At 44.0% G+C, this 14,756-nt stretch carries 16 protein-coding genes; 14 read left to right on the top strand and 2 right to left on the bottom strand.

Features of this window, described 5'->3' with window-relative positions; genetic code table 11:
- Positions 1–35: 35 nt before the first annotated feature.
- From WDN47_01600 to WDN47_01565, 8 genes are all read left to right on the top strand, one after another.
- Positions 36–1,103 (top strand): DNA cytosine methyltransferase, encoded by a 1,068-nt coding sequence (locus WDN47_01600; GenBank protein ID MEJ0021256.1) that lies wholly within the window; start codon positions 36–38, stop codon positions 1,101–1,103.
- Positions 1,100–1,330: an ATP-binding protein gene (locus tag WDN47_01595; GenBank protein ID MEJ0021255.1), complete on the top strand. Its 231-nt coding sequence runs from the start codon at positions 1,100–1,102 to the stop codon at positions 1,328–1,330. Before WDN47_01600 ends, WDN47_01595 begins: the two co-directional genes overlap by 4 nt.
- A 64-nt stretch (positions 1,331–1,394) precedes the next feature.
- Positions 1,395–2,984: an ATP-binding protein gene (locus WDN47_01590; protein ID MEJ0021254.1), complete on the top strand. Its 1,590-nt coding sequence runs from the start codon at positions 1,395–1,397 to the stop codon at positions 2,982–2,984.
- Positions 2,985–3,129: 145 nt separating this feature from the next.
- On the top strand, positions 3,130–3,804 hold the full coding sequence (locus tag WDN47_01585) for a PD-(D/E)XK nuclease family protein (protein ID MEJ0021253.1): 675 nt from the start codon (positions 3,130–3,132) through the stop codon (positions 3,802–3,804).
- Between the two features lie 6 nt (positions 3,805–3,810).
- On the top strand, positions 3,811–4,050 hold the full coding sequence (locus tag WDN47_01580) for a hypothetical protein (GenBank protein MEJ0021252.1): 240 nt from the start codon (positions 3,811–3,813) through the stop codon (positions 4,048–4,050).
- A gap of 111 nt (positions 4,051–4,161) precedes the next feature.
- Complete coding sequence (locus tag WDN47_01575; protein MEJ0021251.1) at positions 4,162–4,467, top strand: DUF1294 domain-containing protein; 306 nt, start codon at positions 4,162–4,164, stop codon at positions 4,465–4,467.
- A gap of 52 nt (positions 4,468–4,519) precedes the next feature.
- Positions 4,520–5,062 (top strand): hypothetical protein, encoded by a 543-nt coding sequence (locus WDN47_01570; protein ID MEJ0021250.1) that lies wholly within the window; start codon positions 4,520–4,522, stop codon positions 5,060–5,062.
- Positions 5,063–5,275: 213 nt separating this feature from the next.
- Positions 5,276–5,689, top strand: a complete 414-nt coding sequence (locus WDN47_01565; protein MEJ0021249.1) for a hypothetical protein — start codon at positions 5,276–5,278, stop codon at positions 5,687–5,689.
- Positions 5,690–5,807: 118 nt separating this feature from the next.
- Here WDN47_01565 and WDN47_01560 read toward each other — a convergent pair whose 3' ends face one another.
- Complete coding sequence (locus WDN47_01560) at positions 5,808–8,705, bottom strand: fibronectin type III domain-containing protein (protein MEJ0021248.1); 2,898 nt, start codon at positions 8,703–8,705, stop codon at positions 5,808–5,810.
- Between the two features lie 104 nt (positions 8,706–8,809).
- Here WDN47_01560 and WDN47_01555 point away from each other — a divergent pair, with 104 nt between their 5' ends.
- The 4 genes from WDN47_01555 to WDN47_01540 all read left to right on the top strand — a co-directional run bounded on the left by WDN47_01555 (position 8,810) and on the right by WDN47_01540 (position 11,091).
- Positions 8,810–10,258 carry a fibronectin type III domain-containing protein gene (locus WDN47_01555; GenBank protein ID MEJ0021247.1) on the top strand — a complete coding sequence of 483 codons (1,449 nt, stop codon included), beginning with the start codon at positions 8,810–8,812 and terminating at the stop codon, positions 10,256–10,258.
- Positions 10,259–10,395: 137 nt separating this feature from the next.
- A complete protein-coding gene (locus WDN47_01550) occupies positions 10,396–10,626 on the top strand; it encodes a hypothetical protein (GenBank protein MEJ0021246.1) in 231 nt (76 codons plus the stop codon).
- A gap of 26 nt (positions 10,627–10,652) precedes the next feature.
- Positions 10,653–10,922, top strand: coding sequence for a GIY-YIG nuclease family protein (locus tag WDN47_01545; protein MEJ0021245.1), 270 nt, complete (start codon positions 10,653–10,655; stop codon positions 10,920–10,922).
- Complete coding sequence (locus WDN47_01540) at positions 10,900–11,091, top strand: YwbE family protein (GenBank protein MEJ0021244.1); 192 nt, start codon at positions 10,900–10,902, stop codon at positions 11,089–11,091. Before WDN47_01545 ends, WDN47_01540 begins: the two co-directional genes overlap by 23 nt.
- Before the next feature lie 26 nt (positions 11,092–11,117).
- On the opposite strand, the gene WDN47_01535 is transcribed toward WDN47_01540, so the two are convergent.
- Positions 11,118–11,735, bottom strand: a complete 618-nt coding sequence (locus WDN47_01535; GenBank protein MEJ0021243.1) for a hypothetical protein — start codon at positions 11,733–11,735, stop codon at positions 11,118–11,120.
- Between the two features lie 109 nt (positions 11,736–11,844).
- Here WDN47_01535 and WDN47_01530 point away from each other — a divergent pair, with 109 nt between their 5' ends.
- Positions 11,845–12,105: a metalloregulator ArsR/SmtB family transcription factor gene (locus WDN47_01530; GenBank protein ID MEJ0021242.1), complete on the top strand. Its 261-nt coding sequence runs from the start codon at positions 11,845–11,847 to the stop codon at positions 12,103–12,105.
- A gap of 88 nt (positions 12,106–12,193) precedes the next feature.
- Positions 12,194–14,749 (top strand): hypothetical protein, encoded by a 2,556-nt coding sequence (locus WDN47_01525; GenBank protein MEJ0021241.1) that lies wholly within the window; start codon positions 12,194–12,196, stop codon positions 14,747–14,749.
- Positions 14,750–14,756: the final 7 nt, after the last annotated feature.

Below are 14,756 nucleotides of genomic sequence, written 5' to 3'. Positions count from 1 at the left end.
CGAAATAGCCATAGTTGAAAGCAAATAATAAAACTATGAAAAGAAATAAAAGAAAAAGAATAAAAGTTATTGATTTATTCTGTGGTATTGGTGGTTTAACGCACGGACTAATTAAAGAAGGCATTGATGTTGTTGCAGGCATAGACAATGATAGTAGCTGTAAGTTCGGCTATGAATACAACAATAAAACAAAGTTTATTGATCAAGACATTATTAATGTAACTCCTCAGCAGATTGATAAATTGTTCGGGCCAAAAAATCAAACCATACGAGTACTTGCAGGATGCGCTCCATGTCAGCCATTCTCAAAATTAAACTTGAACAAAATAACTAAAAAACAGCTTGAGCCTTTAGATAAATTTGCTAGGCTTATTGCTGAAACTCAGCCTGATATAGTCTCAATGGAAAATGTTAGCAGCCTTGCTAACATGAAAAAGTATCCAGTTTTTGCTAAGTTTGTAAAAACACTTAAGCAAAATAATTATAATTACAAGTACGAGGTTGTGGATGTTTCTGAATTTGGAGTCCCGCAGAGGAGAAAAAGACTTGTGCTTTTAGCTTCTAAATTTGGGAATATTTCTTTAATAAAAAGAACCCATATAAATAACCGTGTCACTGTCCGTGATGTGATTGCGGACCTGGAGCCTTTAAAAGATGGGGATATTAGCAATAAAGATCCATTGCATAGAGCAAGGAAATTAAATGATATTAATTTACGAAGAATTAAAGCAACCCCTGTCAACGGAGGTAATTCAAAAAGTTGGAGTGAGGATTTGCAACTTAAGTGTCATAAGAGTGAATCTGGAAAAACTTATCGTAGTACCGTATATGGTAGGATGAAATGGGACCAACCTGCTCCCACAATGACAACGCAATGTATTGGTCTTGGAAATGGCCGGTTTGGCCATCCGGACCAAGATAGAGCAATAAGTCTGCGAGAGGCCGCCCTCTTTCAAACTTTTCCTATGGATTATATGTTTGTGGATAAGAAAACATCCATCGTAAGTAAGAATATTGCTAAGTTTATAGGAAATGCTGTGCCAGTTAGACTTGGATCGGTTATCGGAAAGAGTATTAAAGAGCATATTAGAATGCTTGTATGAATAATAATAACCGTGAATATAAACTCAATATAAGTCCTAGAGTTTTGGAATTGTTGGGACCGAGTCTTTATACTAATATTTATTATGTCTTAGCTGAATTAATTGCAAACGCATATGATGCGATGGCTTCAAATGTATACATTATAAAAAAAGAGGATCGTATAATTGTTGAAGATGATGGTATTGGGATGTCTTATGAAGATGGTGATATAAAAAAAATACCTTGATGTAGCTATTGAGACTCGCACAACAAAAAAAGACGTCTATACTGAAGACGGGACTCGTAAAAGAATGGGTCGCAAAGGTGTTGGCAAGTTAGCTGCTCTTTCAGTTTCAGAAAAAGTTTCAGTGATGACTGTAAAAGATAATGAAAAATCTGGTTTTATTCTTTCTCGAAACGTAGGCGAAGATCATAGATTGGAAGCAATCGCTAATAAAGATATTAAATTTAAATATATTCGGAAAAATGGCACGTCAATAGTTATGACAAATCCGCAATATGGACTAAATGCCACCGTAACCGCAATACGCAACAATTTACTTAAAATTTTTCCATTAGTTAGTAAAGATTTTAGAATTCATATTATCACTGATAAAGATACAATTATTATTGATAATTTTGATAAAGAGATAATTAGAGGCCTTGGTGCTTTGATTACTTTTGGCAAAGAGTATCAGGGACTTGCTAAGTACTTTGATTCCGGATTTAGCAAAAATAATGAGATAGAAGGTGGTCTTCTTAAAAAAGACAGTGCCGTGGCTATCCCGTTGAACTTAGTCAACAGAAAAGGCGAAGATAAAAAATATGAAGTAATTATAAAAGGTTGGGTAGGGGCTTACAGAACTACAAAAGACAGAAAGAAAGACTCGAACGATTTTCCTGATAATTTTATTTCAATACTCTCCAATGGTAAACTAGGTGAATATAATATTCTACCTGTTGTTGGTGCTAATAAACTTCAAGAAGTGTTTATAGTTGGACAATTACATATTGACCTTTTCGAAGCCACGGAGCTACCAGACATGTCATTAAGTAACCGGCAAGGATATAAGACAGATGATCTTCGATATATAGAAGTAATAAAATATGTGAGAGATGAATTACTGCCTCGTATAATTAACATGCGTAATGTTTGGGTACAATTTAATAAAAAGAAGAAAGAACAGCAAAAGCAAGAAAGAGAGAAGAAAGACGAAGAAGAATTAAGAAAAAAAGTAGATGAGTACAAAACGGCAGCGTCAGGTGGGGCAACCAGCAAGATCGCTAGCAGATTTGGTGGCAGTATTCCAGCCATACAGAGAATAATCCGGGATGAGATGAATAAATTTCTTCCAATTGTTGGTATCAAGAGAAGAGTTGATTCGCAGAAAAAAAGAATTTTGATTAGTCAGACTCTAGAAGACAAACCCTTGTCTGATGTTATATATAAGATGTTATCTTTTAATGGACTTCCGGATGAGGATATTATTTATTCAAATTCGGACAATGCGGACTCCCGTATCCCTAACCGTATAGGTATTTTTGAATATCTTCGTAGTTTTTTTGTCGATAGTTATTCTGATAAAAAAATGTTTGTTATTTATGTTACTAGTGATCATATGGCTAGATCTTGGGGCGCTGTATCAGAAGTTGGTGCTGGCTGGATAACACAAAAAGATCACGATATTTTTAATATTCAAGGTCATAGACCCCAAGCCCCACTTAACGTGTCTGCTGAATGGCAGACTAGCAATCTGGTTGGCAATAATATAACAATGAGTAAAAAAGAATTTGATAAATTTATCGTAAAGATTATTGATATTTGTAATTTTGTAGGATACAAACCAAAAGATAAAAAAAATAATAAAAAAGAATTATTAAAATATGTTTCTATTGCGTAAGACGGACTTAGGGAAAGAACGGCGAATGAACTCGTCGATCCAGAGGTAGCTTTAACCCGTTTGGAAGATCCGGGTATTGATATTGACGAACTGGATTTATAAATAACATATTTAATTACGTAATTAAAAGATAATTTATAGGTTTATGGAAAATAAGAAGTACAAACTAAGCCCTTCAGATTTTGCATACTTATACGAAGAATGTAAGTGTTGTTATTATCTTAAAATAAAACACGGGATGCAGCGACCCTCGATGCCATTTCCCGGTGTTTTTTCAACTTTGAACGCACTTCTTCAGGGAAAGTTGGTCGGAAATAACCTTCGGGAACTCTCACCGCTTTTGCCTGAAGGTATAGTGGAAAGTCAGGAAGGATATGTAGAATCAAAATTGATCCCGAAAACCAACGCGTATATTAAAGGGAAATATGATCTTCTTGTAAGGCAGAAGGATGGAACTTACCTAGTTATCGATTTTAAAATTACGACTCCTGATGAAGAAAAGGGCGCTAAATACCAGAAGCAACTTCAGGCTTATCATTACGCATTTGAATTTCCAGAAAAAGGAAAATCTAAACAAATAACTAAATTAGGGTTAGTTATCATGTATCCAGATCAGGTTAGATTTGAAAAAAATCAGGCAATAATAACCTTTCCACCCAAATGGGTTGAAGTAGATTTGGAAAGAGAAAACTTTCTGAAATTCATGAAAGATGTAAATAAATTGCTGGAAGGTCCGGTTCCTCCAGAAAACCCAGACTGTAAATGGTGTGCGTATCGACACTTTGGAGAGAAATATGCACATTTATTTATTAATAAATGAGGATTCATGAAAAATCGATTTGAAAACCGAGGTGAAATTGTGGGCGCTTCTGTTCCTGATGAAGACATGCACGGATGGATAAATTCGCTTATGGAAGGAGGCTTTAGCCAGGAAGAGATAGACAGGATTCTCGTTCATCTGAACCAGACTTATGCGAAGCAAAAAGGGATCAAAAAACCTCAGAAAAAAGATTTTTTAGAAGCGGCTAAAGAATTGGGTTTTGATCCTGAGGAGTTTGATATCTAGAAGCTCAGGGTGAGTAGGACTCATTCGCGCGAATAGGAGAATAGTTGGCAATACCCAGGACAAAGAGATCCTGAAACGAGTTCAGGATTGCGGGGATTTATTCAAATTTTTATGACCAACGGGCTATTAATTTTTTACGGAGGATTAGCTGCGGTAAACCTGCTCGCGTTTATTTTGGTCGGGATAGACAAAAAAAGCAGCGTAGACAATACGGAACGCATACCGGAAGTTTATTATTTTTTTATCGCCATATTCTTCGCTTCGTTGGGCGTACTTTTGGGCATGATATTTTTTCATCACAAGACCAGGAAATTCTATTTTCCGCTCGGCATAAGTTTGCTGATCCTGGAGCAGGCAGCGCTTCTGATATTTTTGTCAAAAATTGTAAGTTTTAATCCTTGGCGTATTTTGGTATAATGACCAAGCACTTAAATAAAGGTCGAGATCTTCACATCATTAAATATATTCTATGAACAATACAAGCAAATGGTGGGTTATCGCCATCTTAGTTATCCTCTTATTGCTCGCCTGTTGGTATTTTTTCCTAAGACCGAAGACAACCACCACGGAGCAGAATAACCAATCTCAGAGTACGGGAACCAACGGGTCTAATGGGGCGACCGGAGCCACTGGGGCAAACGGATCCAACGGCGCCAACGGATCGGCCGGAGCAAATGCGCCGCAAAACTTAACAATACCGCTTCAGACGCAGAATAGTTCCGGAGTAGCCGGCAACGTAACGTTTACGCAAACGCCGAATGGAACCGATGTCGTACTGAATACGGTCGGCGGGCCGCTGAATCTCTCTTTGCCTGCGCATATTAACTCAGGTACCTGCGCCAACCCCGGCGCGGTAAAATATACGCTCAATTCCACGGTAAACGGAAAATCCGATACTACGGTCAACGCAAACATGGCCGACCTTACGGCCAATCCGATGTCGGTAAGCGTGGATAAATCGGCTGCGGGTGTGACCGCGAATGTTGCCTGCGCCAACATTGTCGCACAGTAAATTTAGAAAGAACTTTTGAGGATTGCTTAAAACCTTCAACGCCTCAGGTGATCCTGAGGCGTTGAATTTATTCTTTCGCCACTTTTTCTAAGCCTCGCTGGAAAAAAATAGCGGCTGCTCTACCGGCCCTTTTGGAATCATTCGCGCGAATGAGCGAATGAAAGAAAACTTGTTTTGGGTGTATAATACAGATAGGCATTAACCGTTAAAAATATGGCTAGGGAATCACAAGGAAACGAAAAAGAAACCGAGGACAGCCCCGAGAAGAGCTTTGAGCGCTATAAGGAATCAGGCGGGCAGATAGATGAAAAAGCTTATCAAAACGTCCTGGAAAAATTCAAACAGCCGACCACGCCGGATAAGCCCGTGGTGCTGCAGGTAGAAGCAATGGCCGCAAAATCAGGAATTGAACTGCGCAGTTCCAAAGACAGCCCTGATCCGAGGATAGTACTGTACGGGATCATGCGCTCCGAAAGCAATCTGAGAGACCAGCGTTTATTTGCCGAGGTTTTGCGCATCTCTGGAGATACCGACTCACTCAAAAAATTGATGGAAACATACCCCAATATTTTTAGCCAAAAAAAACAACCCCCGAATTTAGGGGGTTGTTTTGGATCTACGATTTAGCGCATCTGCGAGCTCCGACGTTTTAGTCGGAGCGTGGCAGTCTAAACCGCGGAGCTCCCTTTATCCTGCCGAGAGCCGATTGCTTCGTCGTCCCGAATAATCGGGACTCCTCGCAAATTCAATGTGCTTGCCCGCCGTCGTGGTAATCAGACAGGTCTCTGTCATCCACTCTGACCACATTCTTCAGCGAAAGTTTCAGCCTGTTGAATACAGCCATGGACGGGATGCTAAGTTTGTCATGTCCATGATTTGAAACCATGTAAAGAGTGGGGCCTGAGCCGCAGATGACAGTGCCGTCCGCGTATATTTTGTTGCGTTTGAATGTTACGGAATTGTCCGTACTGGTGGAGGCCACGTTGCCGTTGCCGTCCGAGTCAATGGCCACATTGGCTGGGATCGAGGCAGTGACAGTGCCGTTGTCTTTGACAGGAACACTTAATGTATAAGTGGGGCCTGTGCCGGACAGGGACGCATACCCGTATTCTTCAACACCGGAGATCTTCACATCTTTGGCTGAGAATCCGATCACAGGTTCTGAGAATACGATAGTGAAACTGATGGGCGATTGATTTGTCGGGTCAGCCTGTCCCGCAGCCTGGTTGATGGTCACAGTCGGAGCGGCTCCATTGGCCGGCTGCACCGTGGTGAATGTGAAGTCAGCTGATTTGGCCAGGTTTCCTAGCGCATCTTTACTCCTGACCCGGAAGTGTATGGTTTTTCCGGCAATTGGCTGTGGTCTCATGTGATATCGGTCATTTTTATCTAAGAGTGCCAAAAGTCCGGTCAGGTTCTGGCTGTGGCTCATCACCAAGGTTTTATCCAATTTTGTAGAGAAGCCATAATAGTTGGTCGTGCCATAGTCAACCTGAGAATCCGAATTCTCATCAGTGGTCCAGGTGATGGTGGCGCTGTCCAGAGTTATGGCAGATGAAGCCACAGCTGAGATAACCGGAGGAGTGTTGTCAAAAGTTATCGTATTGTCCGTGCTAGTGGAAGCGGCATTGCTGTTGCCGGCCTTGTCAGTGGCAATTCCCGCGGGAATCGTAGCGATGACAGTTCCGCTGGTTTTGACAGGCACGTAGATCTTGAAAGTTGCACTGTAGCCTGACAGATAAGGCTTGCCCACTGTGGCAGTGCCGGAGAAATTAACATCCGAGGCTTTGAATCCTTTTACTTTTTCCGAGAAAATAATTGTGAAGCTGACCGGAGATTTTTTGGTTGGGTCAGCCTGCTTTGCGGACTGATTGATGGTCACTGTCAGCGGAGAAGGTGCGGGAGTGGCCGTGTTCACAGTAAAGGCGCTGACATTGAGCGCAGTACTTGCATTTCCTGATGCGTCAGTGACCACGATAGTGCAGTTTGAGTGAACTCCGTCAGGAAGTGTGTTGAAGGTTACGGTGTTGTTACCCGCAACCGCAGATGTCGTAGCGGAAGAACAATCACCACCGTAGGTGATAGTACCCGCTTCTGTGGATGAGAAGGTGTAGTCAGGAGTATTGTCATTGGTTGGGCTTGGTACTGCTGTTACTTCCGCAAGCACCGGAGCTGTGGTGTCAGTTGCGGCAAGAGTTGTGAAATTAAAATCATCAGAAGTGGCAAGATTGTTTGCCGCATCGGCTGATTTTACATGGAAGTGGTAAATGGTCCCGGCAGTCAATCCTGTGATGTTCTGGCTGTGGCTTGTGACCAAAGATGTGTCCAATGCCGTGGATGAGCCGTAGCTCGTGGTTGGGCCATAATCCACTTGTGAAGTTGAATTTTCATCCGTCATCCAGCTGATCGTCACGCCGGTTTGGGTTATCGCTGTGGAAGTGACGGCCGAGATGACGGGAGGAGTTGTATCCGGAACAGTTGTGTCCACTGTAAAAGTATTTACGCTCAAAGGCAGGCTTTGGTTTGAAGCAGCATCAGTGACCATGATGGTGCAATTCATATGAACTCCGTCTGCAAGTGTGTTGAATGTTACAGTATTGTTGCCTACCACCGCAGCCGTGGTCGCAGACGTACAATCACCGCCATAAGTAATGGTCCCGGCTTCTGTGGAAGAGAAAGTGTAGTCAGGAGTATTGTCGCTAGTCGGAGTTGGGACCGGAGTTACTTCCGCAAGCACCGGAGCTGTGGTGTCAGCCGGTGTGAACGGATCCGCAATTTGGTTGTTTGAAACTACCAGTTCGTCATACCAGGTCGTGGCCGGCGTGTGGACAGTTGTTGCAAGTTTGCCTGTGTTGTTCGGGCCGAACATTATTTTGTTGTACCCGGAATCAGGGTCGCTGGGGTTTTGCCCTGGAGCGGCATTGGTCACATTGTAGATCTGTTTTAAGGGCTGGTTTTCCGGAGCTGCCCAAACCTTCACAGTCGTGTTGAACGCGCCCCAATCGCCGACATGGATCTCAAAAGCAAAGGTCATCCACTGGTTGGCGACATAAGAAACGGCAGTGCCGTCAGAGGGAGTTTGCGTGAAGGTTGCGCCGTTGACGTAAAGCACTGGCATGTTGCCGAATGATTGGTTAAAAAGCCCGATGCCGGGCGCGTCGCCGTAAGTGCTGAAGGGTGTGGTGATCTCCACCTGCTTCCAGCCGTTGCCGCCCATGGCAGATGAAAGCATTTCCGGCGAGAAGCGCTGGCGGAACTGGACGAAGAACACGGAGCCGGTTTTGTAGCCGGCGCTTGATTCATTGATCAGGCGTTCATAATCGCCGGATGAATTGGCGCCGGTGCGGCTCGGGATCGTAAATTTCATGGAGCCTGTTCCGGATGCCTGGTTCGTGGGGTCAAACACGCCGAGAGTTGTCCCGACCTCATTTCCTGAAACAAAGCTGTCTATGTCATCTGCGGAATCAAATCCGCTGCAGAGTACCACTCCTGCGGCCGTGCAGCGCGATGTGAAAGTATCGGCATGCGCGCTCATCGGAGGCACAAGCACTGCCGAAATGATGATCACCGCGATCGGCGAGATTATTTTTAATATGCGGTTTTTTCCTTGAGTATCGTATAAAAACCTGCTTAAATTGAGCATATTTCTTTATTGGGTTAATGATTTTTTTGTACGTACTTTAAGTGTAACGCCGCAACTTTGACAGCGTTACATATAGCAACAGGAAAAAACGGAGGACCGCATAAATGAAGAGAATGCTGCTCTGGTGCGTTTTTGTATTGGTCGCACGTGTGGCGAGCGCACAAACGCCGCCGGTTCCGGGGTCTGTAGGGTGCATCTGGGAAGCCTGGAACAATGTGGCCTCAGGTGCCATAACCGATCCTCAGCAACTCGCGGACAATCCGTGGCTTTTGGGGAATCCCAATCCCAACCTTGTCCAGAATACTGTCAACTTCGCGGCCCTGCTGAATGTCAGCGGCATTTACGTGCCGTTGGTGGCGCGCATGCGCTGCCAGTACACAGCGCCAGAGACTGGTCAATATAAATTCTGGATGGCGTCGAACGGGAAAGGCAAGCTCTACTATTCGACAGCTGACCAGAATTTCGCGGGTAAAAGCCCGATCGCGCAGATGACAAATGCGGTGGCGCCGAGCGTGAACCAGTGGCTGCGGTACTGCGAGCAGTCAAGCAACCCGGTCACGATCTGCAACGGGATCACTCCGCAGCAGATAAATTTCACCGCCGGCCAGACCGTGTACTTTGAACTCGTGTACATGGACACGGTGGCGGAAGCAGGCACGAACCTCAATCACGCATCCGCTAAGATCCAGCTGCCTGACGGCACGCAGCAAGGCCCCATGCTTGGCTCCACTCTTTCTGTGCCGCCAGCTCTGCCCCCGTCATTCACGCTCACCAACAACGGCATCAGCACAAACGGCAGTCCGGCCGCGACCAGTACGATCTCGGCGAATTTGCAGTTTGGGACGACACAGCCCGTGACGTTTTCCGTCCAGTCAGGGTTGCCGGTCGGCATGACATCAGCGTTTGCCAACCCCGTCTGCAGCCCGACATGCGCTTCGGTCTTAACCCTGACAACCGGGATCACAACACCCGCAGGCACGTATACCATTGTGGTTGCTGCGACAGTGCAGTGGGTGGTACAGACCACATCATTTCAGATCACAGTGGTGCCCCCGATCCCACCGACTCCGACCATCACAGCCAATCCGACGGCGATACGTTTGGGTGAATCAACGACAGTGATGGAAAACCCGGGGAATAACTCCACCACATGCACGCTATCGGCCAGTCCGGCCAATGCCAACTGGAGCGGGCCGGCGCTTGTCAGCGCCATTACGACCGCGAGCATTGCGCCGAGGGTCACGACCACGTTCAGCGTGACCTGCACGAATCTAGCCGGGACGACGCCGGCGGATGTCACGGTCCAGGTCACTCCACCGACACTGGCGTGGGATCCGGTGACAAAGAAGACCGATGGCTCGGATGCCATAGTGCTCGGATACAATGTGTACTGGGGCACAACCCCCGATACATTAGCCAAAGGCGCGACAGTTACAGGCACGCAGCTTCCTCTGATCGGGTTTACGGCAAACGTGACGTATTACTTTGCAGTGACGGCATTTGATGCCACATCAGAAAGCGCATTCTCAGCAGAATTGCCGAGCATTATCTAACAGAGCTTAAGTGAACGAAAGTTCCTTGGGCTCTTTTTTTTGTTCCCATTTTTGGTTATAATGCATGCAGTTATTAACTATCAACCATATGCTGGAATGGTTGTAAGAAAATAAATTATCATTAAGAAATTATCAATATGGAAAATGAGAAAGAACAAGGGAATCCGGAAGAGAGGGCAAGCGATGTGGAAATGGCGATGAGGCTGTCAAAGCTGATCGATAACCCGGGCGAAGTGGAGACTGCTCCAGGAATAGTTGGGAATAACAGGGATCTGTATATCCGTGAAGCGGAAAGTCTTTTGCCGACGATGACCAATCCTGAGGCGAAAAAAGTCCTGGAAAATAAAATAAATCAGTATAAAAAATAGAGCTTTGGTGTTTTTCTGATCATCTTATGTATTATGTTTACATTCTCAGATGCGCGGATAAGACGCTCTATACCGGCATCTGCGTCGATCTGGCCAGAAGAGTGCGCGAGCATAATTCCTCGGTTTTGGGCGCCAAATACACGCGGGGCAGAAGGCCGGTAAAACTTATTTTTTCCCAAAAATTCCGCAACAGATCTTCTGCGCAGGCCAAAGAATATCGCATCAAACAATTATCCCAAAGCGAAAAATTGGAAATCATCAGGAAAGCCAACTATGAACGGAAACAATCGCGATGATATAAAACCCGGCATGGAAGTAGAGGTGATTCTGAAAGAGCATCAGGGCACCGGCACTCTGACCCGCGGCCGTGTGGCTGAAATTCTGACCAGTTCTGATTTTCACCATCGCGGCATAAAAGTCCGGCTGGAAGACGGGCAGGTCGGCCGAGTGCAAAATATATTATAAAAAAATAAGCCTGAGCGGAAGAGCGCTCAGGCATTTTCTTTACCTCTGTAACGGTTGAACATCTTGGCTCTGTCGTGTCTTTGCTCCTTGATGTTCGGATTCAGGACCTTCATCCAATTGGTGGGGCGCGCATAGACGCCTTTTTTTTCTTTGGCCACCATGCCTTCCAGTCCCGCGGCCACGATCTGGTCCATGAACATCTGTCCTTGGCCGGTTATGTGCTGCACGAACCTGATCCAGCCCTCGGCGCGGGTCAGCGACCGCAGCTTTTTTTTGCGTTCGATCAGCGGCAAAGCAGTCAGGTCCCGCTGGCCCAACCAAAGCAGGTCGAACGCCATATAGACCGGTGTGCCTTTGCGAGAATGCAAAGCTTTGAAGTCCGAATACCCGGTTTTGGCGTCCAGTACAGTGATCTCGCCGTCCATGATGGCTGCTTTGACCTTAAGCTCCTTGCGGATCTTGTGAGCCAGGTCGTTGAATGCTCTAAGCGGCTTGTTGCGCTTTGAACGGAAATAACTTTCATTGCCGTCAATGTACAGGACTCCCCGGTATCCGTCGAACTTCGGCTCGAAGATCCAGTCAGGGTCGTCAAACGCATGGCGCATCAGTATCGGATCTATCGGAATGATGTGCGGCAAGGCCATCTAATTCCTCCTCGTCATTTGATATAATAATACTTATAATCGTCCAGATTGCAACCGGCCATACCGTCTCTAATTCGCGCGAATAGGAGAATAGTAATATAATCCATATATGAAAGAAATAGAAAGAATTGTGAAGGCCTTAGCTAACCGGCGGCGGTTGGCAATTCTCAAGTGTTTAAAGCATCAGCGCGAAGCCTCAGTCGGCCAGATTGCGGACCAGATCAAACTTTCACTTAAGGCAACATCCAAACATTTGAATCTATTGGCGCATGCGGATCTGGTTGATAAAGAACAAAGAAGTCTCACAGTATTTTACCGGCTAAATCCAAACCAGCGAACATTCGTCAAATCCCTGATTAACGAACTCTAATTCGCGCGAATTAGAGAATAGTTGGAGGAACCCTCTTGACTTAAGCGTAAGCAATTGATAGAGTAAAAAAGACCAATTAGTTCTAAATATGCTTTCCGGCTTATGTAAAGAACGGATATTCAGAATAATACTAGTCGCGGCGCTTGTTTTGAGCGTCTTTTTTGTACCCGGAAAAACCCGGGCTGACCTGTCTTTGCCGACTACAGACTGTGATTCGGCGCAGGCTTCGGCTCATTTGGTTGCGGATATGTCCCAAGAAGATGGGACAAGAGCTTTTAGTTACGGATCGGATAACAACCATTTTGCCTCAAAAAATGGGACAGTGATAACTTTGAGCATAAATTTGCTATTTCCAAGCACGGCATCCACAAATATCAAAATCAATTTTATGGACGCAACTTGTACACTAATCGCGGGATTTGCCTTCCAGCCCGAGGTCATCCCCGGCCAAAATGTTTTTTCATATGATACTGACCTGGCTAATTATGTGTTCAATGATGAGCCGGCCACACCAGTCCTTGCGAGTGGATCAGTCAAATACATCTGGGCTGAGGTACTGGACAATTTTCCGGTCGCAACAGTTTCAAGCTATTCATATGTAGTGGATGTGGATGATGTCCAAAACCCAACAGGAACAGCTCCTGAACCAACGGGTCTTAGACCAGTTTTGATAATACCCGGAATCATGGGTAGCGAACTTTATGATGGGGATAGTTTAATTTGGATGAACCCAACCGAATTGATAGCCGATTTTTTTTCACCTCACAATTTCTTAACTAATCATTTAAGTTTAGACGACGAAGGAAATTCTATTAATAGTATAAATAGCGGTAATATAATTGAACGCTATGATTTTGCTTTTACTCATACTATAATTTTTGAAGGATTAATTCAAAATCTAGAAAATAATGGCTATACTTTAGACCAAAATCTATTTGTCTTTCCTTACGATTGGCGGCTTGATTTAGATATTGATCGTGATGAGTTGAACCAAAAAATATTGGATATTAAAAAACAAACCGGAGCTGATAAAATAGATATAATTGCTCATAGTATGGGTGGATTAATCACTGAAGATTACATTAATCAATTCGGGACTTCTACTATTGATAAGTTAATTTTTGTAGGCACTCCTCACTTAGGAGCGCCTAAAGCAGCAAACGCCTTACTCTCTGGTGATTTGGGTACACCAATGTCATATTTTATTAATCCACTCGAGGTCAAATCTATCGCCTTGAATTCACCATCAATGTATGAATTGCTCCCTAATAAGAAATATTTTAATCGCTACCAGGGTTATATAAAAGTCACTTCGTTAAATAAAGTATTGGATTATACCGATACAAATATTTACTTGTTCGAATTAGGTAAGAATATTTCCCTAATTAACCAGGCGCAAAGTTTTTTTGCAAAAAAATTAGAAGACTTGGACTATGGTGATATCAAGGTATTCAATATCGTTGGTTGCAAACGGGCATCTACTAGGGATCTTTTCACGATTGATGACTCAAAAAGAAAAATAGTAAATATACAATATTCTAATGGCGATGGTACCGTGCCATTTGTCAGTGCAGACTATTCTTCAGGTACCGAATATTATGTTAAAGATGCGGAGCATGTAAAATTGCCAAGTATGGATGGAGTAAAACAACTCATCGCGGGAATTCTAGATGGCCACGAAACCCTTAGTTCCAATACTAGTACCAATCCGAACTTCTGTCCCTTGAATGGAAAGGAACTTAATTGGCGCAGTCCGGTATCTGTGCAGATTTATGATTCTTTAAACAATCATAGCGGACCGCTTAGTGACGGTACGATTGAAAATAATATTCCTGGTGTTCAATACGAAGTGATTGATGACGAGGCTTATATTTTTCTGCCCACAGACGAAGGCCAGACTTATACAATTCAAGGAACCGGGACAGCCAATGGCAGTTTTGACTTGATTGTTTCTGATATCAACAATGATCAGGTTACAAACAATACTTTGTTTGACAACGTCCGCATCGTTCTCGGCAGTAGTATAAGTTTTAATGTTTCTCAAAATTCTGATGATAATAATATTATGGTTGACAATTCAAATATTTTTTCAACGATCAATTCGGTTGATCCCGTTCAAGTCTTAACACAGGCAATTAATACCGCGCCCTATATTCCAATTTCTGGGAGCAGTGGCGGGGGAAGCGGTGGTGGAAGTATTATAGCCGCGGCTCCTGCGACAAGCGATAGCAAAAAACCGCAAGATAATGCTAAGATATTAGAGAAACCAGTTAGCAAGCTTAGAGACGGCACTTTGGCATTGGATTTAATGGATAATCGAACGATCTATATGATTGGGAGCAAAGGCAAAAAGTATGGATTTGCCTCGGAAAAAGCGTTCAAAGGGTTGGGATTCGGATTTAACCAGGTCCTGACAGCGGATTTAAACGCATATGAACTGGGCGGGTTGATCACAGATCCTGACGAGATTCATCCCAATGGAAGCTTGATCTTTGATGGTCAGACCGTTTGGCTTGTAAACAATGAGAAACGTTATGGATTTAAAACCATGGAAGAATTTAGATCTTATGGATATGATCTAAAACAAACCGTGCCTGCGAATAAAAATGATATGCTTTTGGCAATAACTAATTTAATTAAATAATTAATAG

The organism is Candidatus Doudnabacteria bacterium, from assembly GCA_037200925.1.
Taxonomy (GTDB): domain Bacteria; phylum Patescibacteriota; class Doudnabacteria; order UBA920; family O2-02-FULL-48-8; genus JBDTSL01.
This window is presented reverse-complemented; position numbering and strand designations above follow the sequence as displayed.